At 32.9% G+C, this 22127-nt stretch carries 24 protein-coding genes and 1 tRNA gene; 7 read left to right on the forward strand and 18 right to left on the reverse strand.

Annotated features, from left to right (window positions below; translation table 11 throughout):
- Positions 1–43: 43 nt before the first annotated feature.
- From pyrF to LKL37_RS11835, 7 genes are all read right to left on the reverse strand, one after another.
- Entirely contained in the window at positions 44–1423 is a 1380-nt protein-coding gene (gene pyrF, locus LKL37_RS11805; RefSeq protein WP_431610770.1) for an orotidine-5'-phosphate decarboxylase, read from the reverse strand.
- A gap of 121 nt (positions 1424–1544) precedes the next feature.
- A complete protein-coding gene (locus tag LKL37_RS11810) occupies positions 1545–1886 on the reverse strand; it encodes a YkvA family protein (RefSeq protein WP_431610771.1) in 342 nt (113 codons plus the stop codon).
- 83 nt (positions 1887–1969) lie between these two features.
- On the reverse strand, positions 1970–2509 hold the full coding sequence (locus LKL37_RS11815) for a TlpA family protein disulfide reductase (protein ID WP_431610773.1): 540 nt from the start codon (positions 2507–2509) through the stop codon (positions 1970–1972).
- A 9-nt stretch (positions 2510–2518) separates the two neighbouring features.
- Positions 2519–3082 (reverse strand): thioredoxin family protein, encoded by a 564-nt coding sequence (locus tag LKL37_RS11820; protein WP_431610774.1) that lies wholly within the window; start codon positions 3080–3082, stop codon positions 2519–2521.
- A 17-nt stretch (positions 3083–3099) separates the two neighbouring features.
- Positions 3100–4170, reverse strand: coding sequence for a chorismate synthase (gene aroC / locus LKL37_RS11825; protein WP_431610775.1), 1071 nt, complete (start codon positions 4168–4170; stop codon positions 3100–3102).
- Positions 4171–4220: 50 nt separating this feature from the next.
- Positions 4221–5792, reverse strand: coding sequence for an LIC_10190 family membrane protein (locus tag LKL37_RS11830; protein ID WP_431610776.1), 1572 nt, complete (start codon positions 5790–5792; stop codon positions 4221–4223).
- Positions 5793–5911: 119 nt separating this feature from the next.
- Positions 5912–6466, reverse strand: coding sequence for a YMGG-like glycine zipper-containing protein (locus tag LKL37_RS11835; protein WP_431610777.1), 555 nt, complete (start codon positions 6464–6466; stop codon positions 5912–5914).
- Between the two features lie 321 nt (positions 6467–6787).
- Between LKL37_RS11835 and LKL37_RS11840 the strand changes: the two genes are divergently transcribed.
- On the forward strand, positions 6788–7228 hold the full coding sequence (locus tag LKL37_RS11840) for a hypothetical protein (RefSeq protein WP_431610778.1): 441 nt from the start codon (positions 6788–6790) through the stop codon (positions 7226–7228).
- 458 nt (positions 7229–7686) lie between these two features.
- On the opposite strand, the gene LKL37_RS11845 is transcribed toward LKL37_RS11840, so the two are convergent.
- A complete protein-coding gene (locus LKL37_RS11845) occupies positions 7687–8520 on the reverse strand; it encodes a glycosyltransferase family 2 protein (RefSeq protein ID WP_431610779.1) in 834 nt (277 codons plus the stop codon).
- A 418-nt stretch (positions 8521–8938) separates the two neighbouring features.
- Here LKL37_RS11845 and LKL37_RS11850 point away from each other — a divergent pair, with 418 nt between their 5' ends.
- A complete protein-coding gene (locus tag LKL37_RS11850) occupies positions 8939–9118 on the forward strand; it encodes a hypothetical protein (RefSeq protein WP_431610780.1) in 180 nt (59 codons plus the stop codon).
- 164 nt (positions 9119–9282) lie between these two features.
- Here LKL37_RS11850 and LKL37_RS11855 read toward each other — a convergent pair whose 3' ends face one another.
- Positions 9283–9675 (reverse strand): hypothetical protein, encoded by a 393-nt coding sequence (locus tag LKL37_RS11855; protein ID WP_431610781.1) that lies wholly within the window; start codon positions 9673–9675, stop codon positions 9283–9285.
- Positions 9676–9987: 312 nt separating this feature from the next.
- On the opposite strand from LKL37_RS11855, the gene LKL37_RS11860 reads away from it, so the two are divergent.
- From LKL37_RS11860 to LKL37_RS11880, 5 genes are all read left to right on the forward strand, one after another.
- Positions 9988–10470, forward strand: coding sequence for a hypothetical protein (locus tag LKL37_RS11860; RefSeq protein ID WP_431610782.1), 483 nt, complete (start codon positions 9988–9990; stop codon positions 10468–10470).
- A gap of 3 nt (positions 10471–10473) precedes the next feature.
- Positions 10474–11400, forward strand: coding sequence for an IS1595 family transposase (locus LKL37_RS11865; protein ID WP_431610783.1), 927 nt, complete (start codon positions 10474–10476; stop codon positions 11398–11400).
- Positions 11391–11636, forward strand: coding sequence for a hypothetical protein (locus LKL37_RS11870; protein WP_369842509.1), 246 nt, complete (start codon positions 11391–11393; stop codon positions 11634–11636). The genes LKL37_RS11865 and LKL37_RS11870 overlap by 10 nt, the downstream gene beginning before the upstream one ends.
- A gap of 130 nt (positions 11637–11766) precedes the next feature.
- Complete coding sequence (locus LKL37_RS11875) at positions 11767–12159, forward strand: hypothetical protein (RefSeq protein WP_431610784.1); 393 nt, start codon at positions 11767–11769, stop codon at positions 12157–12159.
- Positions 12149–13342 (forward strand): DUF6575 domain-containing protein, encoded by a 1194-nt coding sequence (locus LKL37_RS11880; RefSeq protein WP_431610785.1) that lies wholly within the window; start codon positions 12149–12151, stop codon positions 13340–13342. Before LKL37_RS11875 ends, LKL37_RS11880 begins: the two co-directional genes overlap by 11 nt.
- Positions 13343–13509: 167 nt before the next feature.
- On the opposite strand, the gene LKL37_RS11885 is transcribed toward LKL37_RS11880, so the two are convergent.
- The 9 genes from LKL37_RS11885 to thrA all read right to left on the reverse strand — a co-directional run bounded on the left by LKL37_RS11885 (position 13510) and on the right by thrA (position 21871).
- Complete coding sequence (locus LKL37_RS11885) at positions 13510–13737, reverse strand: glutathione synthase (protein WP_431610786.1); 228 nt, start codon at positions 13735–13737, stop codon at positions 13510–13512.
- Between the two features lie 434 nt (positions 13738–14171).
- Positions 14172–14441, reverse strand: a complete 270-nt coding sequence (locus tag LKL37_RS11890) for a hypothetical protein (RefSeq protein ID WP_431610787.1) — start codon at positions 14439–14441, stop codon at positions 14172–14174.
- 278 nt (positions 14442–14719) lie between these two features.
- Positions 14720–14790 (reverse strand) — tRNA-Cys (locus LKL37_RS11895).
- Positions 14791–14848: 58 nt separating this feature from the next.
- Positions 14849–15346 (reverse strand): RDD family protein, encoded by a 498-nt coding sequence (locus LKL37_RS11900; protein ID WP_431610788.1) that lies wholly within the window; start codon positions 15344–15346, stop codon positions 14849–14851.
- Between the two features lie 45 nt (positions 15347–15391).
- The gene (locus tag LKL37_RS11905; protein WP_431610789.1) at positions 15392–16756 is read right to left on the reverse strand and encodes a DUF4403 family protein; all 1365 of its coding nucleotides are present in this window, start codon (positions 16754–16756) and stop codon (positions 15392–15394) included.
- 36 nt (positions 16757–16792) lie between these two features.
- Complete coding sequence (gene folB, locus LKL37_RS11910; protein ID WP_431610790.1) at positions 16793–17161, reverse strand: dihydroneopterin aldolase; 369 nt, start codon at positions 17159–17161, stop codon at positions 16793–16795.
- Positions 17162–17165: 4 nt separating this feature from the next.
- The gene (gene thrC / locus LKL37_RS11915) at positions 17166–18470 is read right to left on the reverse strand and encodes a threonine synthase (protein WP_431610792.1); all 1305 of its coding nucleotides are present in this window, start codon (positions 18468–18470) and stop codon (positions 17166–17168) included.
- Between the two features lie 16 nt (positions 18471–18486).
- Positions 18487–19413 carry a homoserine kinase gene (locus tag LKL37_RS11920; RefSeq protein ID WP_431610793.1) on the reverse strand — a complete coding sequence of 309 codons (927 nt, stop codon included), beginning with the start codon at positions 19411–19413 and terminating at the stop codon, positions 18487–18489.
- Between the two features lie 10 nt (positions 19414–19423).
- On the reverse strand, positions 19424–21871 hold the full coding sequence (gene thrA, locus LKL37_RS11925; RefSeq protein WP_431610794.1) for a bifunctional aspartate kinase/homoserine dehydrogenase I: 2448 nt from the start codon (positions 21869–21871) through the stop codon (positions 19424–19426).
- Positions 21872–22127: the final 256 nt, after the last annotated feature.

A 22127-nucleotide genomic window follows, 5' to 3' on the forward strand; every position in this document is an offset into this window, starting at 1 on the left:
TAAAGCCCAAATATAACTTATTTTGTATATACTTTATAGGATTTTAACCCTGAATTGTCTTTTTGTCCAAAGAATTAATATAAGCATTCCAGCCTTCGGTCTTATAAGTGATTGCAGATGCTTCAGGATCATCAGATTTATAGATTCCTCTTCCCACGATAATAAAATCTGTGTGCAGTGTTTTGAATACATGTTCCGGTGTATTGTACTGCTGTCCTTTACCATCTCCGGAATCAGCAAGATTTACACCTGGAGTGAATAATAAAAGGTCTTCAGGAATTTTATTCTGAGATACACCACCAATTACATTCGGATGAGATAAAGCTACTTTTAAAGCCTCTTCACGATAGCTTGCAGTTGTTAATGCTCCTTTGGAAGACATTCCAACGATGGCTACCACCCCTACATTTTTGAAGCAGTCTAATGATTCAAAACCTCCGATCACCTGAGAGGTTACGAAGTCTGCCCAGTTTGTAATTTTGAACGCTCCGCTTGTAAACTGAAGTTCCTGCGTATTTCCGATGTCAGCAAATTTTCTATCTTCCATCAGTAAGAACTGATGTTTTGCAGCAATTGCTTTTAAAGGAGTGATTGTTTTTTCATAATCAAAATCAGAAATGATATCAATATGCGTTTTTAAAGCAATAACGTGCGGGCCTACTTTTTCAGCAAGTTCTAATAGCTCCTGAGTGGTTGTAACATCAGCAGAAGCAATAAGGTTTGATTTTTTTGCTAAAGCTGTTTCCAGTAATTTTTTTGAAACAGAATGTTGTGTAGTCTCCAGTTTCTGCTCGTAAGAAGATCTCGTTTCTTCTTCAAACTGAATATGATTCCCCTGAAGGAAATCCTGGATTCTTTTTACCTCTTCATCAGACAGTTCACCGGTTTCCTGAAGAATATCACATACTTCCGAAATGTTGAAAAGCGTGTGCACTCTATACCCTTTACTTTCCAATAATTGTTTTCCACCCTGTTCTCTGTCTAATACCACAACGATGTCAGAAACTTTAAGATCTTCCTGTTCTATTTCAGGAATGGTTTCTAACAAAGATTTTCCCGAAGTGATTACATCTTCTACCAAAAGACAGTTTTGTCCTTTCTGGTAAATTCCTTCAATCAGTTTTTTTGTACCGTAGCTTTTAGCCTCTTTTCTTTTTATAATTAATGGAATGTAGCTTTCCAGAGACATTGCAGTTGCCATAGGAAGAGCAGCATAAGGAACTCCACAGATTAAATCAAAATTATCTAAAGGAAGCATTTCCAATAAATAATTAGCAAGATTTTTTAAAATTTTAGGATCTGAAGCCAAAGGTCTCAGGTCTACATAAAAAGGACTTTCAATACCACTTTTCAGGGTAAACCTTCCGAATTTAATGATGCCTAGTTGGTAGCACTCTAAGAAGAATTCTTTTTTACTTTCCATTATTTTTTATTAGATATTGCAAATTTAAGGAATTGAAATAAGGCTTAAAAATTTATCGCTCATTTGTAAATAAAAAACCACCCTGGATTGACCAGGATGGTGTGAAAAATATAATAAACTATTATTTTACGATTTCAGCATCAATAACTTGGGTACCGCTGTATTTTTGCTGGGCTTCCCATAATAAAAACTTGTCAACCTCTTTGATGAGTTTTGGAATGGTAAGTGACAATACTGCCAGATCATCCATCACTCCAAGCACAGGTATGGCAAATTCAGGAAGCAGGTCGATCGGAGAAATGACATATAAAATCCCCAGTAAAGGAAGAATAATGTCTATGGATCTCATCGGATAGGTTCCTCTTCTCCACATTTTGACCATTCTGAAAATATCAGGGATCTTTTTTACAAAGCCCTTGTGATTGATAGCTTCTTTTGCAAGATTTAATTTTGAATATTTCATTTTGTGTTTGGATTTAATAAATTTTTCAACGATATAAATTTCACAAATCCTGTACCAACAAATTATAAAATTTAGTTAAAATATTATTTGATGATATTGTCAATGAACTGATGCACAGTCTCTGTGTTCCAATCTTTTGTAGCATCTTCTTTAATAAGGATTCTTCCGTGCTTATCCAACAGGAAAGTGGTAGGGAATACTTTAGGAAGAATTTTCTCAGAAATAGGGCTTTGAGCAATATATACAGGAACAGTATAGTTATTTTCTTTTAAAAACTTTCTTACATCTTCTTCCTTATCATTCATGGCTATCAATACGAAGTCTACATGATCTTTTCTGGTATCATAAAGCTTCTGAATAGAAGGCCATTCTTTTCTGCAGGGCGGGCACCATGTTCCCCAGAAATTCAGGAAAACACCTTTATCCTTAAAATTTTTAAGATTGGTGCTTGGAGCATTGATTCCTTTAAGTTCTATATCGTAATCCTCTTCACTGATATGAACAGCATTTTCAATGGTGGCTACCGGAAAGAATGTATCCTTCAGGAAATTCCTTATTCCCGGTACAAAAGCAACCACACCGATAATGGCAATGATTACAAGATAAATGATACTTTTTTTCATATCTCTTTTTTATAGAAGATCTAAAATTTCCTGAACAGCATCTTTTCCTCTGTTTTTGGCATAATATATCTGCAGATCATTATAAAAAGTATCTTTTGGATACGCTTCAGGATCAGCTTTATATTTCATCAGAAGCTCATATCCATATTTCGGACGTGGGCCCCACGAATTTTTTACATTCAGGTCTTTATCCAGAATCAATACTTTAGGGATAGATTCTGTACCATTGGTCAGAAACTGATTAATTAAACTTTTATCGCTGTCTCTCAGGAAAACTCTTACTTCATTATGTCCTTCAAAAAATCTGAAAAGTGCAGGCACTGTTGCGCTTGCATCTCCGCACCATGCTTCGGAAATGATTAAAATCTTTCCGTCAAAATTTTTGGCAGCAAGTTCTTTCAGTTGATCTTCATCCGGAACGTATTTTTTTACCGTTCTGTCCATTCTTTGAAGACCCAGTTCGTAATATTGTTTATAGTCAAGTTCCTGTTGGTTGGCAGGATTTTCTAATCTTTCTTTTGCAATCTGAAGGTATTCTTCAAAAGAAATTCCTTTATCCCAGTAATTTTTCATTACCAAAAATATTTATGTTAAAAATTATTGATGTTTCTTGTTTTGTTGATCAAAAACAGGTCGGCCAGTACAAATGCAGCAAGACTTTCCACTACAGGAACCGCTCTCGGAACTACACAAGGATCGTGACGGCCTTTTCCTTCTACGATGACAGGATTTCCGTCTTTGTCAATACTGTCCTGAGGTCTAAGAATAGTAGCCACAGGTTTGAATGCTACACGGAAATAGATATCCATTCCATTAGATATTCCTCCCTGAATTCCTCCTGAAAGATTAGATTTTGTAGTAAAATCTGTATTGAAAGCATCATTGTGCTCTTTTCCTGTCATTTTGGCACCGCAGAAACCGCTTCCATATTCAAAACCTTTACAGGCGTTGATATTAAGCATTGCTTTTGCCAGTTCGGCCTGAAGTTTTGAAAAAATAGGTTCACCAATTCCTACAGGAACGTTTTTAATCACACAAGTGATGGTTCCACCAATTGTATTACCTTCTTTTTTGATTTCTTTGATTCTTGCAATCATCTTTTCCGCTGTTTCAGCATCAGGACAGCGAACATCATTGCTTTCCGTTTGAGAAAAATCTAAAGCCTGATATGGTTTTTCACAGAAAATATCACCGACGGAAGAAACGTAAGCGTTGATCTCAATGTCTGGTAAAAGCTGTTTGGCAAGTGCACCTGCTACTACCCAGTTCATTGTTTCTCTTGCAGAAGATTTTCCACCCCCACGATGATCCCTGAAACCAAATTTCTGGTCATAAGTAAAATCAGCATGACTTGGACGATATGCGCCTGCGATATGATCATAATCTTTCGATTTCTGATTTTCGTTTTCGATAATAAAACCAATTGGGGTACCTGTCGTTTTTCCATCAAAGATTCCGGAAAGAAACTTTACTGTGTCACTTTCTTTTCTTTGTGTAACGATTGCTGACTGGCCGGGTTTTCTTCGGTTCAGTTCGTACTGAACCTGATCGAGATCTACCGCTAAACCTGCCGGAAAATTATTGATGATACCGCCATAAGCCACTCCGTGACTTTCTCCAAATGTTGTAAGACTAAGAAGATTACCTAATGTGTTGAACATACTACAAAATTACCTTTTTTTCTTCAGATAATAAAGTTTCTGGATTTGTTCTATTTATCAGTGTTTTTGATATTATTGATAACCTTTTGGGCTTCCTTTTTTTCTTCTGAAGTCATTTTTTTCCAGATAAATCCTTTTTTAAGATCATTTTTGTCTGAAAGCTGAGGGAAAATACCTGCTTCCACATAGTCAAAGATATAGTTTGGATTAACGGCAGGAATTGGAGTATCAAAACTGTAAGGATAGTGATGAGAAATATTAAATTTAAAATTTCCGACTTTAAATGTGTTAAACTGATGATACTCGTAGGTTGAAGGTTTGTAAAGCTGTTTTTTATCAATTCCTGTCATGAAACTTCCTACTCTGAAACTTGGAATATACCTCTGGATAAATTCAGGTAAAGATAAGATAGAAATACATAATAAGCTTAGCGCTGAAAAAATAGCAATGGATTTCTTTCGGTCAAAATATTCATAAAACAGAACGAAGAATATCACGAAAAAAACATCTATAAAAAATCTGTATTGTGCGGAAAATACCAGTACTAATATACTTTTAATCAATAATGAAATACAGATCAGTGTGATGAGCTTTTTCTTTTTTATCCAGGCAAATGCAATGAAAATAACTAAGCTCAGAACAAAAAGAATATTGATTTTGGATTTGATTCCTTCCAGAGAAAACCAGCTTTTAATATAATCCGATGTTGAAAATTTTTGAATTTCCTCATACGTATACTGCATGTCATAGGTTTTCATGATGGCAAATTGCGACGAAATTTTTAAGACTTCCGTATTAGGTTTCCATGATACTCCCAAATCACCTATTGCTACAGGAAAAACAGGATAACCGAATACCCAGATATTTTTCATGAAGAAAAGCACGAGGATTATACTACCTAAAAATAATGGTCTGAAATTATTTCTGAAGATAAAGAAAGAACTTAAAAATGTCAATATCGGCAGCCATATCATGGTAGGTTTTATGGCAAAAACAAAGACTGAAAATGCAAAAAGCAGCTTGGTATTTCTGTTCCCGGTTATAATTTCATTTAAAATAATGAGTGAAAAAATAATGACAGGAAGATCCGGACTTGGCGATTGTGAAAACAGCAACAATACCGGTATGAAACAAAGGTGTATCCAGCTTTTTCTTTCAATGGTATAAATGCTGTAGATGATGAGCAGTATGGTATTGATTCTTAGAAACGGATCGGAAAAATTTGAAAACCCAGCCTGAAAGATATGCCAGATAGACATTTGACCCAGTGTCAGGTCTATATTGGAAATTCCTTTTACCAGTCCATATTCTGTAAGCCACTTGAGTGTGGGAATATAATATCCGAAATGATCTAATATATAAGGATAAAAAGAACCGGCGAACATAATTATCATAGAACTTATGCCCAATAATGCAAAGTCTTTTTTTGAAAACTGATAAAATTCCTGATAGAGCTTATGTTTAAAGAAAAAGAGTAATCCAAATAGTATGGAAGCTGCTTCTACATAAATATTTAAGGGGACAAAAAAAGAAAGAAATGTCCATATCAGACTTATTCCCAGGATTCCGGATAAAATTTTTCCCGAGATTCCGTCGAATAAAAATCCCCATATATTTTCCATGATTTTTCCCCAGCCCATAAGGACGGGAATGATAAAAATGGAAGAAAACAAAATCAATATCATAAAAAAAGATTGCTTAAAAATAAGCAATCTTTATATTCTATTATTAAAAATATTTTTTAACGGGGTTGTACTCTTCCGTCTTTTCTATCTTGTGATCTACCAATGGTATATCCTGTAGCTCCTCCTACAACACCACCAATTACAGCTCCCAGTCCTCTGTTTTTCTTAGCGATCAGGGCTCCGGCTGCAGCTCCACCTACAGTACCAATCACGGTTCCCTTAGCGGCCTTGCTCCATCCTTTTTTCTGAGTAGTTCCTTGTGAAGTACCACTTCCGTTATTGGCATAACTTCCGTTGCTGCTTCCTCCTGAATTGGAATTTGAGCTTCTGTCTCTATATATTGTTCTGGTTTCTCTGATCACCTTTGGTCTTGAATTATTTTCAGCAGCAGCTCTTGCTTTTTTGTTTTCTGATATACTGTCTGCTTTTTTCTGAGCTTCATAGACCATTTTTTCCTTTTCAATAGCCAATTTCTGTTTTTCTATTTCAAGCTGTCTTGCCTGAAATTCGAGCTTCTGTGCTTCCAGTGACTTCTCTGCAACGCTGTCATCTTTCTTGCAGGCCGTCATTAAAAAGACGGATAAAAAACCTGCTAATACTATCTTTCTCATAATTCAAATTTTAATACGATAAAGCCATAACGACTTTGATTTTAATTATATTTTCAATTATGAAGCCAAATTTTAGTTAATAAATGTTAAAAACAATAATAAAAAGAGAGTTAATTTTATATAATGATCAGTTTTGTACTGTTGGTGGTAGATTCCGGTGGTTTAAGAATAATGATTTGATTTTTTTTTGATTGCATGTTTTCACACGAAAAAAACTTATTAAACTAAATTTTATCAGAACATTTATAAATTTTAGTTCACTGATAGTTTTTATTGAATTCATATAAGTTGACTACTTTTGAATACCAAATTACGTTTAATATGAAAAAATCAATTTTTACAGTATCAGCATTAATTGGATTACTGGCTGTTACAACGTCGTTTTCTTCTCCGGAAACAATAGAGAATAATAAAAACTGTTCAGAAATAACTGATACAGCGCCAAAAACTCAGACTTATAAGATTCGTTACGGGCTTCTTTCTAAAAGCGGAACAAAAATTCTTTCGGGAAATTATGATGTAGGAAGTTTTGTTGCCGAAAATATAGCTACCGGAGAAATATATGATACTTATTATGGAGGTGGATTTCAGTCGGTTCCGCAATATTATGACGGCCTTCCGGCAGGAACTTATACTTTTTCTGCGATGCAGGGACAAGGTGGCTGGGTTGGGTATGGAACAGTAGTTGCTACAGTTTCGGACGCACAGGTAGATTCTGATGGATATATTACGGTGTATATTCCGATAATTTGGGAAGAATAGGGTTTGTGAACCCAAAAATATTTAGCTAAATTTACGATTCTGGGAATAAGGTTTTTTTTAGATATTAAATAATCATCTATCAGCTTTATTTTCTTTATGCAATTCTTAATAGCGTAAAATTATTTTTGATGTAATCTTCAGGACCAAGTTTGACTCTTATATAAAGTAATCATTCTTCTGTACCATATTGTATTTATATTTTTCTCTTAAAGAAATATAATAATAACGGTTGTGTTGAGTGATTCTACAACATTCTGTTTGGATTTTTTCTAAATAGATTTTTTTCATCATTTGTGTTTTTTAGGCCTCCTTCAGGAGGCCTTTTTATTTTGACCGACTTTTCAAAAAAAGTTTATGATTATGCTCATATAATAATTGTACAGTAGATGGTATATTTGATAAAACATTTCCATTCCATATTTTATCAAAAAGACTCCTCGTTTCGAGAAGTCTTTTGTTTATATATTATCTAAAGTAACTTTTATTTTGCTGATTAAGCGTTCTATTCGGTTGTTCTGATAATTAAGGAGTTCAAATATTTCCTGTGAACTGGTGAAAATTTCAGGAACCATTTTGTTGTTGATATTTTTGAGTCCCCGTCTCTTCATAGTCTCATGGATCACTCTTGCAAATGAGTCTTTTGCGCTTTGTTTGGATTTGTCCTGGGAAATTCCATCAGAATGCATTCTGTATAAATATAAAGGTTCTTTGAGGTATTTTACTTCTCCCTGTTCCAATATTTTTAAGTAAAGATCCTGGTCTACCGCATTTTTCAGATTAGGATTAATTCCTTTTGTTCTTAAATATGTTTCCCTTTTGAAGGTAAAGAAATGGGCAACCTGAATAGGGCAATTGAAAAAATAACGGTTGTTGTAGATTTGCTTGGTGCCGGCATATATACTTTTAGGAGTAAGATTTTCATCACAAAGTCTCATCTGGGAATAAACGGCTACCAGATCATTTTTATGTATAAATTCATGAATGGTTTTTTCCAGAGCTTCCGGATAAATGGTATCATCCGGATCAAGGTAGGCACACAGATCTCCCTGAGCATATTGTATGCAGGCTGCTTTTGTAAAACCACAACCTTCATTGATGGTGTTATGATAGAGTTTGAAGCGGGAGTCATTTTTAATCAGTGATTGTATAATCTCTACTGAATTATCTGTAGAAGCATCATCAATAATAATCACCTCCCAGTTTTCATAGGTTTGATTAATTAATGATTGATAGCATTCTTTAAAATACTTTCCATTATTATAGTTGGCTATAAGTATAGAAAAATTTATCACGTTATTTTGAATTAATAATGTAAAATTATAAAATAATACATATGAAAAACATAACCTGGATCATAGTATATTTCATATATTTTTATTATATTTTAAAGATTATGAGTGATAATTGTATTCTTTATATTGTTTATTGGTGAATAATATATAAAAATTAAAGACAAATCGATGATCGGTAAATATTTAGTAATTATTTATTGTCTTTTTTTGAGAAATAGTTTCTAAAAGCTGGAAAATGCTCTATTTAAAAGAAATAATCATTTTATGATTATACTCATAAAATAAGAATAAAGACTGGTATATCTTTGGTGTAAGAATTAATAGATAAAATAATTTTGGTAATTATACGTTAGTTTACACTAAAGAATAAAATTCATATTTTATATCATTTTTATTATATTTGATAAAATTGATAACTATGAATAAATTTATTGAAATTAATGGTACACATTTTAATCTTTTTCACGTAATTTCCATTAGAGCAAGTAAAGATACAAGAACAGGATATCCCATGCTTACCATAAAGTTTTCAAATGGTGAAACTGAGAAGATTATTTGTCAACAAGCTAACGAAATTATTTCAAAGCTAAATATGTAAAAAATTTCACAATACAAAAACAAAAGAGACCAACTATTAAATTAGTAGGTCTTTTTTTATTAACAATTTTAAATTTTAAGAATTATGAAAATTATAAAAATGAAAAAATGGTATTTTAAAAATGACTTATTTGAAACAAAATCAATAAGACATTGTATGTTTCCTTAAATACCTAATTCAGCAAATTGAGTTTGTATTTCATCCATGAAATATTGATTATCAAAATACTTTAATTGTAAGTGGGTAAGATTTGGATTATTTAGCATTATAAACATTCTAGTATTTGCCATACATGTTTGAATTAATCCAGCTAATGTTTCAACCTCTGCTCTTAAAGTATTTCTATCAGCTTGCTCTAATGCGAATGTTGTTATCGTTTTACAGAATAAATGTTGTTGTTGATCGATAGGGAGTAATAATTCAAATCTAACTTCAAGAATTAGATGTCCTTCTCTTTCAATTGGGTTTAATAAAAACCCGTAATGTTGGTGCTCAAGATTTTGTTCAAGAATGTCATTGTTTAGGCATGCTACAGCAATGATTTTAATATCTCTCATAGGTAAAAGTTTTGTCCAAATATAAGTAAAAAAGGTATAATTTTTGTATTTTTGTAGCAATATTTATCGAACAAGAAAGCGTTAAGCTATTTTAATCTGGGTTCTGAAATCTGACAGTTTCTACACTTTGCCCCACACGATTAAAGTAACTGATGCTCACTCCATATGGTGTGGGTTATATGTTGCTATTTATCATTGGGGCAGGTTTTGTCAGAACCTCAGAACAGGATTAGTAGTCTACAAAGCCCACGCCTTTCTATTTTAAATCAAAAATATTTCTACTTTGGGTTTTGAGTGGATTAAAATTCACCAATGAAAAAAATTATCTTTTCCTTATTTATGTTAATGGGAACTTTTTGCTTTTCCCAAACTGTAACTAAAAAGTATAACTCATATTATAACAGATATGATTATTTCGATTCTTCATCAAACCTTATAGGTTATGAAAAGTACAATAGTTACTCTGGAAGGTGGGAGTATTACAGTTTAAGAAGCCCTCAACAATCAAGACAACCTTATCAGTATAAAGATCCTGAACAATTAGATATTTCTAATTTAGGTAATGCTGCAACAACTTTACAAAATAGATATAACGATAATAGAAGAAAAGCTCAAACTGTAATAGACGATATTGTTTATCAAATAAAATCTATGAATATATCAGATTCTAGGAAGTCTAAGATATTAAATGCTTTTAATGAGACTGTTAATATGAATATACGAAGAATTTCAAATGGTGAGATTAATTGGCTTTATGATGTATCTAATATTATTATAAAAAATACAACTGAATAGATTATGTTTAACACCAATATAAAATCAGTATTTGAATTAACTCAAACCTTTTCAACAGAACAGGATTGCATTGATTATTTGGAGATGTTGAAATGGAACAAACTTCCTGTAAGTCCTTTTGATGAAACTTCAAAAGTATATAAGTGTAAGAATAATCAATATAGATGCAAAAATACAGGCAAGTATTTTAATGTTAAGACAGGAACAATGTTTGAGAATTCTAAAGTTAGTCTTCGTAAATGGTTTATGGCTATTTGGCTTGTTACGTCCCACAAAAAAGGGATTAGCTCAATACAATTAGGAAAAGATATTGGAGTAAGACAAGCAACAGCATGGTTCATGTTACAAAGAATTAGAGCCTGTTTTGGTATTGAGAATAATAATGAGCTTGAAGGTATTGTAGAATGTGATGAAACTTTTATTGGAGGCAAGAATAAGAACCGCCACAAAGACAAGAAGGTTCCACACTCACAAGGCAGAAGTTTCAAAGACAAAGTTCCTGTGATGGGAATGTTGCAAAGAGATGGTAAAATGAATGCATATGTTGTAGATGATACAAAAAGAAAAAGTATTCAACCTTTGATTTGTAGATATGTAAATCCTGAGAAAACAATATTAATAAGTGATGAATGGTGGGCTTATAAAGGCTTAGATAAATATTATACTCATAATGTAATCGACCATTCTAAAAAAGAGTATGTAAGTTTGCAGGACAATAATATACACACAAATAACATAGAAGGAAGTTGGAACATACTGAAAAGAAGTGTTTCAGGAATGTACAATCACGTTTCAAAAAAGCATCTTCAAAAATATGTTGATGAATTTGTATATAGATTTAACCTGAGAAAGGTCACAGACCAAGAAAAATTCAGATATTTGTTGTCAAATTCAAATGTCCGAACTAAGTATAAAGAATTATGTCATTAGGTGAAGCACTTAAAGAAAAAAATGTGAGATACATTACAAAAGATGGTGTAGATTATTTTTATGTTGAAGATATAAAGAAAAATTATGAATACTTTGCATTCGATGGAACTGAAATAATTTACATAGACAATATTCCTTTAGTTGATGGCAAACATGTGCTTAAATTAGTGGAATTCGATTTGAATATGAAAAAGGTTTTAAACTTTAAACCTAAAAAGAAAGATAAAGAATCTTAATCTGTGAATCAATACTTTTGTGAGTAATATTTTTAGTTTTTAAATTTGCATATCTTCTATGTAATGAATATTTTATATATTTAAAGCCTTATAATTATTTGTTTCACCAAATCATAATATAATAAGTGCTATGTGGAAAGAACAACTTCCTGATAAATGTCCGACTGATAAGGCAATTGATTTAGAATCCGAAGTATTTAGAGTCACAAAGTCTGAGACCCCTTGTGATGATGATTTTTTAGTATATGCAAAGCTCTATCCAGAAAATACTAGATATCAAAAAGTATGTAAAGCTTATGCAATATCTTTCTTTAATACTATTGAAAATGCAAAAAATGCCATAAAAGCTTCTATTGAAAGAGGAAACAAATTAGGAAATTATATTGCCAAATACAATTTAGTTAAAGAACATGGTAAATCTGAACTAAATGAAAGTAACGGACATATAAGCACATGGTTTTATGAAAATGCAAATTTTGAAAGTAATAATACATTAAACATTATTGAGTATAATGACAATTGATTCTAAATATCATATTCCTGAATTCCCACTTAATTTAAGTGTGGTAGAGGCTTTTGATTTTTCAGAAGAACCAGTCTTATTACTTGAACAAGATGAAATTGGAAATTTCTATTTAAGTTATTTAACATATTCTAATGGAGAAGCTGATGTTGAAACAAGATCTTATCTTCAAATAAGTAAAGAAAAACTCCAAAATGTTTTTGAAAATAAAATTTCAGTTTATCATGCTTTTTCAAAACCTGAAAATGGTTCCTTATATGTTATAGATTATGATTTGAGAACTGGTGATGCATTGAATGTATTTCTCGTCCCCATAAATGTAATATCTGAATACAATTTAGTACCTGATTGGTATAATTATAATTTTGATTATTCAATTAAAGAGGTTGAACTAAGTGAGACATATATCTTAAACTATTCTGAGAAAAAGCAAAATTTAATATTTGATTTTTATTTACAAAGTGAAAATTTAAAATCATCTATAAAGCCATATGCTTTTTTTAAAGTTTTTACGCCTGTAGTTGATATAATCAAAAATTTAGTAGGTTTTGATAGTAGAAATGCTGATAAATATCTCGAATTTTCAAATCTAAGACAGGCATCATTAGGTATCACAATTGAAATTAATTACTCTAATGATTTATTTTTAGAAAAGGAAGATATTGCAATAAATACAATTATCGATTTATTAAATGCACAAAATCAAGAGGACTTTAAGAAAGTTATCAATTCTACTAAAGACACGAAATATATAAAAGAATATTCTTTAATTATAAAAACAATCATTGATAATAAAGCAACTCTTAGTACTGCATATGCTAATCCTATTACAAAAGAGGTTAAGTATGCTATATTAGATGAGGAAAAAGCTAAAATTGCAAAATCAATTATTGATGAATCGTTTGAAGTTATTGAAGACATTGAAATAATAGAAGGGATATTTAGGGAGATTGATATTGATGCAAAAGAACCTTCTTTTAAAATATATGCCCCTAGTGAAGATATCTCAATAAGGGGTAAATTTGAAACCTCAATACTTGAAAAGATACAGAATGATTATGTAAATATTGGAAAAGAAAACTATCGATTTACAATAAAGACTTTATATTATCCTGAAACAACTGTTAAATCAGAAGAAATAAAGAGGTATATAACAGACTATGAGTTAATTAATAAAGAATAATAAATATTAAGAGGACTAATTAATTTTAGTCCTCTTTTATTTTTAACAAGTTAGTGTAAACTAACGTATAATTACCATAATTTTTATCTCTGAAATAAAATTTTTTTTCATCATTTGTGTTTTTTGAGGCCTCCATTTTTGGAGGCTTTTTCTTATGATGAAAAGTTTTAAAGATCAAATAGTATTCTGCCTTCAAACGGTGTATCCCATATGATAAATACTTTATCATTTGATTTTCGTAGAGGAGCCTGAACTACTTCATAGTCTCCTTTTTCGGTCAGTCTTTCTATGATAAGATCAGAACCTTCACCTATTTCATTTGTTTTATATTCCAACTGATATTCTTTTTCATTGCTTTTTGTGAAATCTTCTTTACTAAAAATTCTTTGTGCCATGATTATTTAAATTTATTGGATTGGTTTTAATAAAGAATAAATTATGCCAATAGGGTATTGATATGATTTTTTTTGAAAGTCAATACACTATATATTTCCTGAATATGAATTTTATTTTATAAAACTGTAAATTATTTTTTTTCTAACATTTCTACCCTGATATTATATTTATCTGAATTAATTATAAATAATTATGAAGTGCTTTTTAAAGCATCAATAAAATAGGTTTAAAATGCTGAAATTGTAAAAATGGTATCACACGAATAAATCTGTTTTTTTTGTCAAATTTGTTATTCTTGGCACGATTTTTCGATATAGAAATATAACTCATGTTTAATTTGAGTTTTCATGGTTATTAGTTTTTATCCTCGGAATTTCCGAGGATTTTTTTTGAATTGAAATAAAAAATCCCCGCCAAGTGGCAGGGATATTTATTAAGGCAGGTTTGATAAATCATCTAATTTACTTTCTAAAGACAGAACTTCAGCATTGTTATACTGATGTGCTTTATCAAGTAAGTGTCCCAGATAAATGACGATAGAGTCTATATTCCTTCTTGAAATAAAAATATTTTCTCTTTGAATTTCCTCTTCTATTTCTTCCACATAATCTATTTCTTCATCATCAGCTTTGTCTTGTATTTCCTTTTCATACTGTATTGCTGCGAGTATGAGGTTTTTTTCTTCAGGGGTAAAGTGTATCATCAGTATTTGATTTTAGTATTATTTTTCTATAGATTCTTTGATCCCTTTTTTAACGGCATATTTTATTAATCTGTAAAAACCATAAATACCACCGAATATCAATAGGGTTAATATAATTGCTGAAATGATAATGTGTGTTGATGATATTGATAAAAACATGGTTAGCTATTTATTAAAGATATGGTTATTATTTTTTCATAAATATAATAATATATGTGTGATAATGAGGTAAGAAATAAAAACAAAAAAACCTCTAAATAACTTAGAGGTTTTTTCTGAGGTACCTAGCGGATTCGAACCGCTGTAGATGGTGTTGCAGACCACTGCCTAGCCGCTCGGCCAAAGTACCATTTTTACCATTTTTGAGATGTGCAAATATAGCAAAATTTCTTTATGAACAAAAGTTTTTAAGCAATTTCTTTCTTTCCAAGAGCTTCTATCTCGCTTTTTGCTTGAATTTCAGCCTGATAATTTTTGATGTTAATTACCCTTGTATCACTCCATTTGTCATGCCAGCCGTTTACCCCAAGAAATGATAGACCGTCAAAAGGAACAATTCTGGAAAGAGTTCTGTAAATAATTTGCTGGGTGGTAGGCTTTGTACCATCTGTACTGATTACTTTGGTTCCTGTAATATACTTTGCAACGGTTCTCCCATCTAAATAGTTTTCCATCAAAAAATAATAAAGACAATAATTGAAATTTCCAATCAGAATTTGCCCTAACAAATTTCCATTACTATAGAAGTAGAAAAACTCAATTGAAGTGGCTTCATAAAGAAGATTAGAAACAGTAGAGAGAAGATAATTAATAATATATAGTACTATAAGATCCAGAAAATTATTAGCCAGTCTGATTCCTGATGAGGCTTTGTTATATTCAACAACATTTAGAATTCTTTTCATGTGTAAGATTATTAGTTTTTTAGTTTAATTTTTTATTTAAAGTTTTTAGAATCCGTTCACCAATAATTTTAAAGAGGCATTGGTGTCAATTACAGCCGTAATACCTGTATCGCTGAGTAGAATTTTGCTTGGTTTAAGATTGAAAACTTTTCCGTTCATCTTTAATCCTTTATAATATTCTTTGTTAAAAGCTTCTTCAATACTTTTTCTGGAGGCTTCTTCCAATTCCTGAGTGGGAATGCCATATTCCTCTTCAATCATTTTTACTATTTTTCCCTGGAATAGAAGTGAGGCTGTTTTTTGCAGGATATTGGTCGTTTTCAGTTTAAACTTGGTTTCTGATAAAACAATTTTTCTCTTTGTTTCATCATACACCGGGATTCCTGAAATAATAGAAGTTCCTTTTATATAGCCATCGGTTTGAGCCTCAATAACCACTCTGTTATCCAGTCCATACACTCGGATGTCAGTTACTTTCACTTTAGAATCACGCACGTCAAATTCTTTATTAAGGAAAGTTTTTCTTGCCATATTACTTGCTTCCGTAAAAGGAATATTGGCCGTCGTCTGTAAAATAAACTTATCCGCAACAGTGGGAGTGGAGTTAAAATTAGCAACACTTGTTACTGGTGAAGAAGCTGCAGGTTTATTTCCTGTAAAAGTTTCGGAATAAATATCAACACCAAGGGTAGCATTGATCTGGTTTCCATAAAATTTCAAAGGAGTGATATTAACTGCTACCGGACTTACTTTCAGCCAGGTATTATATTCTTCCGAAATATTGAAAGGCTGCAGAAAAGTATTCCACGCCATTAAGGCATATTGCTGGAAGTTCAGCTGCGTAGCCATTTGCTGGTCTATCGTTTTACAGAATTTTTCCTGTTGCTCCTTTAAACTTTTTTCGACAATGGAGGTAATAGGAATCTGTATTCTTCCATAATCAAGCACGGGTTTGCTTACCCATCTGAAACCGTTCGGCTGGGTATTCGTAGTGATGGTCCAGTTGTTTTTAAAAGTAACTGTTGTATTGAAAGACATTACTGTTTCGAAGGTGGTGTTCTGATAGGTATATACTCCCAGAGTGCCAATTCCTTTTTCTGCCCATATTTTTAAGGGAACTTCAATCAGTAAATTCTGGCTGGTTCCTCCTACGAGGCGGATGGGTCTGGTCTTCCAGACTTTTACTTTGAACTGGTCATTGTTGTTATCCGTATAAGAATCATCCTGATACACCAGATCTTTCACAGAAGCATTGATCATATTGCTCAGTTCCGAAAGAGGAATCGTTACAGGCATCGTAATGCTGGATTTGATCTTAGGGAAGTTATAAGCCGCCAGTTGATTATCTACACCTGTCTGCCCAAAAGTACTGATCCCTATTGCTAAAAATAATATTTTGACGAATTTCAATTTGTATGTTTTTTTTAATGAACGAAAATAATAATTTTAATTTTCCGGTTTAAAGCTTTTTTCAAGTTCTATACTGGCACCCATCATTTCTCCCTGCATCGGTGGTGCTGTTTTCGTTATTTTTAATTTAATATAATCAACCTGTGGAAAGCTGTCGTGAATTTTTGTGATGATTCTTCCGGCTACATGTTCCAGCAATTTGGACTTTATTTTCATTTCCTTGTGGAGAATATCGTTGATATCCGCATAACTGATGGTATCATGCAAATCATCGGATGCAGCTGCTTTCCACAGATCGGTATGAAGTTCTGCATTCAGAATATAATACGTTCCGATGATATTTTCTTCAGGAAGTACACCATGGTACGCATATATTCTTACATCTTCAAGATATATTTTGCTCATTGCTTCAGATTTTATGAAGCAAAAATCGTCTTAATTCTTCAAAATCTGAATTTATTTCTACAGTTTTTTTCTCCTTTTTCATAAGTTCATTTAATGATTCAGGAATTTCAATCTGAGTATGAATAGCTTTTTCCACAGCATCAGGAAACTTTACCGGATGTGCGGTCCCCAGAATAAATCCTTTTTGTCCTGGATTTCCTTGCAGATATTGTTCCATTGCAGCAAATGCAACAGCACTGTGAGGTTCCAGAATATATCCGTATTTCTCATAGACTTCCGTAATGGTGCTCATTGTTTTGTCATCATCAATGGAATAAGCTGATATTTTATTTTTCAATGTTTCAAACTGATGCCCGAAAAGTTCCAGAATTCTCACAAAATTGCTCGGATTTCCTACATCCATGGCATTGGATAAAGTAGCAACGGCTTTTTGCGGCTGATAATTTTGAGTTTTAAAATAATTAGGAACTACATGGTTGGCATTACAGGCCGCAATAAAATGACTGGCAGGCAGTCCTCTGAAATGAGCCAGCAATCCGGCACAAATATTTCCGAAATTTCCGCTAGGAACACAAATTACCGGATGTTCCTTATGATATTGTTTCCATTGTTTTAATGCAATTAAATAATAAATCTGCTGGGGAAGCCATCTTGCCACATTGATAGAATTAGCAGACGTCAGAAACAACTGGCTGTTGATTTCTTCATCCGAAAAAGCCTGTTTTACAAGATTCTGACAGTCATCAAAACTGCCGTTGACTTCCAACGCTGAAATATTTTCACCCAATGCAGTCAACTGCTTCTCCTGAACCGGGCTTACTCTGTTCTTAGGATACAAAATAACTACATCAATCTGTGGGATTTTATAGAATCCATGAGCAACAGCTCCTCCTGTATCTCCTGATGTAGCTACCAGAACAGTGACTTTTTTCTGTTCGTCTTTCAGGAAATAAGACAGACAACGGCTCATGAATCTCGCACCGATATCTTTAAAAGCCAGGGTAGGACCATGGAATAACTCCAGTATAGAGATCTGTTCATCAATCTTGACCAGAGGAATCTCAAAACTGACGGTTTCAGCAACAATTTTCTCTATTATTTCTGAAGGAATTTCATCTCCGACAAAATCTTTCATGCATCTGTACGCAATTTCTTCATTAGAATATTGATCAAGATTTTGAATAAATTCTTCATCAAACTGAGGAATGTTTTCAGGGAAAAACAATCCTTTTTCTTTTCCCTGGCCTTTTATTGTTGCTCCTCTGAAATCAATTTTTTCCAGATGATCTTTTAAATTATAATATTTCATTTTTGTTTTTTTATGATTAAGCTTCCTCGATGATCTGAATGCCTGCCGGGTTTATTTTTGAAACATAGACAAGACTTTCTATTTCAATTTCATCATAGACTGATTGCATCATTTGAGCAATTTTTTCTGCTGTTTCTTTTTGTTCGGACAGCATGAAAATGGAAGGTCCTGAACCGGAAATTCCTCCTCCCAATGCACCTAACTGCAGACTTTTTGTTTTAATTTCTTCAAATTTCGGAATCAAAATACTCCGCACAGGTTCTATAATGACATCATTAAGACTCCTTCCAATCAGCGGAAAATCATTTTTCTGAATTCCTGCTACCAGACCTGCTATATTTCCCCACTGTTCTACAGCACTTTTTAATGTGATATTTTTCTTTAAAATCTGTCTGGCATCTGAAGTTTTGACTTCCACCTGCGGATGTACGGCTGTTACAAATAAATCAGGACTATTTAAAGGAATAATATCAATAGGATTAGTAGATTTTACCAGCGTTATTCCACCATAGATACAAGGTGCGATATTATCTGCATGGCGTACTCCTGAAGCCAGTTCTTCTCCAAACATGGCAAAATAAACCATTTCCTCTTTTGAGAGTTTGTTTCCTAATAAAATATTGGCTCCAAAAGCGGCTCCGGCGGCACTTGCCGCGCTGGAGCCGAGCCCGCTTCCTGGTTTTATATGTTTATGGATAATGACTTCAAAACCGTTTTTCAGATTGAAATATTCCTGAATTTTTAATAGAACAACACCCGCAACATTTTTGGGAGCTTCTTCTGGAAGCCCGAAAGAATCTGTATGTTTTATAATAATTTCGGGAGTTTCCAGTAATTTAAATTCCATCTCATCGTATGGATCATGAACTACCATTCCTAAAATATCAAATCCGCAAACCAGATTGGCTACAGTAGCAGGGACTTTTAATTTTACATTTTTCATAATTGTATTTTTAAATAGAACGAATAATATCTGCAAAAACTCCACTTGCCGTAACATCAGCTCCGGCACCGGCACCTTTCACTACCAATGGCTGTTCGGAATATCTGAGGGTTTTAAAAATGACAATATTGTCTTTGCCATACAAGTGAAACAGATCACTGTCCGGGGCGATATGCTGTAAACCTACTTTGGCTTTTCCCTCTTCAAATTTTGCTACGTATTTTAATATTTTTCCTTCGTTTTTAGCTTCATTAAATAAGTTCTTAAAATGATCTTCATATACTGTCAGTTTTTCATAAAAACTGTCAACGTTTCCCTGCATGCATTCTTCAGGCAGAAAACCTATGTTTTCAATTTCATCAAACTGAAGGGGATATCCGGCTTCTCTTGCCAGAATTAAAATTTTTCTTGCTACATCAGTTCCAGACAAATCGAGTCTTGGATCCGGTTCTGTATATCCCTCTTTCTGAGCCTGAGCTACTACTTCAGAGAATGTTCTGCTGCCATCATACTCATTAAAGACAAAATTCAATGTCCCGCTTAATACAGCCTGAATGGATTGTATTTGATCTCCGCTTTTGATCAGATCATTAATGGTTCCTATCACGGGAAGCCCAGCTCCTACATTGGTTTCAAAATAGAAATTGCAGCTGTGGTTTCTCGCCGTATTCTTTAAGGTTTTATACTTTTTAAAATCTGAAGAAGCTGCAATCTTATTACACGCAACGATATTCACACTTCTTTTCAATAGCCCTTCATACACTTCAGGAACGTCAGGACTTGCCGTTACATCAACGAAAACAGAATTTCTAAGGTTTCTTCTGATAATTTCATCAGCAAATTCCCTGGCAGAGGCTTTCTCACCCTTCTGATCCCAGATAAGATAGTTTTCTTTTGATATTCCCTGATCGGAAAATACCATATAACGACTGTTGGAAATTCCTGCAATTCTCAGATTGATTAAAAAGTTTTCTTTTAAATAATCATTTTGATCATAAATCTGCTGAATCAGTTTTGAACCTACATTTCCGGTTCCGCAGATGTAGAGGTGAATTTGTTTAACTTCAGATTCAAAAAATTCTTCGTGAAGTACATTCACTGCTTTTTTACTGTCTTTTTCTGAAATGACAATACTGATATTTCTTTCCGATGATCCCTGGGCAATTGCTCTTATATTAATTCCGTTATTTCCGAGACATCCAAACATTTTTGCACTCACACCACTTCTGCTTTTCATGCTTTCTCCTACCAAAGCCACAATGGAAAGCCCTGTTTCAATTTTTACAGCATATACTCTTTCCAGATTGATATCATCAGCAAAAGAAGAATTGATAGCATGTTCTGCACGCAAAGCTTCTTTTTCCTCAATAGCAATGGTGATAGAATGTTCTGAAGATCCTTGTGTAATAAGGATTATATTTATTTTTTCATGACTTAAACACTGGAAAAGTTTTGCTGAAATACCCGGAATTCCTACCATACCGCTTCCTTCTAAGGTAAGCAGAGCAATATTGTTCATATTTGAAATTCCTACTGCAATCTGTTTTTCATCGTCTGAAGATTTCAGTTGATGAGAAATTAAAGTTCCCTGTGCTTCAGGATCAAAAGTATTCTTGATGATCAGGTTTATATTGTTTATCATTACAGGCTGAATGGAAGGTGGATAAAGTACTTTTGCCCCAAAATGAGAAAGTTCCATCGCTTCATGATAAGAAATTTCTGAAATAGGTTTGGCATTGGAGGCCAAACGTGGATCGGCAGTCATCATCCCACTTACATCGGTCCAGATCTGTAGTTCTTCTGCATGAACAGAAGCTGCAATAATAGAAGCGGTATAATCTGAGCCGCCTCTTCCTAATGTTGTTGCATTATTTTTTTCGTCATGAGCTACAAAACCGGGGCCTACAATAATACGGTTCTGATTTTCATTCAGAAAACCGAAAATATTCTTTTCAGTAGATTCAAAATCTACTTTTGCATTGGTGAAATTGCTGTCTGTTCTGATCAGATCTGCAGTATTCATCCATGCACAGTCTAAACCTTCATGATGAAGTTTTGCTGCAATAATTTTTGAAGACAGAAATTCTCCGTAAGAAGCAATTTTATCTTTTATTCTATCTGTCAATTCACCAAGTACAGCGATTCCGTTGCAGAGGTCTTCAATGTCATTGAAATGTTTTTTTACAAAACTCAGCCATGAACTTTGCTCTGCAATTGAGAACAGTTCTTTGACCAAACTGATATGTTTTTCTTCAAGGTTTTGAACAATCTGATTGCAATTTTCATCTTTTACAGAAGCGTATTCTGCTGCTTTGATCAGCTGGTCGGTAACGCCGTGAAGAGCTGATACAATGACAACAACTTTACTTTTTAAAGATTCTTTTTTTATGATTTTTTCTACCAGTAGGATATTCTGAGAATGGGCGACTGATGTTCCGCCGAATTTTAAAACTTTCATCAATTATTTTTTTGAAGTTGGATAAAAAGAAATGGTTACTCTTTAAAAAAAGAGTACAGGTACCGTAAATAATATGTGAAAATTTACCCCGTTATGGGGTAGTTGTTGTAGTTGTGAATGTAGAAACAGAAGATATGCCTGAAATAGGTAATCTCAGGGCAGAAATATCAGATATGTTTCTTAATACATTCATTGTAACGGAACAAATGTACAAATTATTTTGAAACAGCCCAACGATTAACATAATAAAATATAT

Source organism: Chryseobacterium sp. 'Rf worker isolate 10' (genome assembly GCF_050753305.1).
In the GTDB taxonomy this organism is placed as follows: domain Bacteria; phylum Bacteroidota; class Bacteroidia; order Flavobacteriales; family Weeksellaceae; genus Chryseobacterium.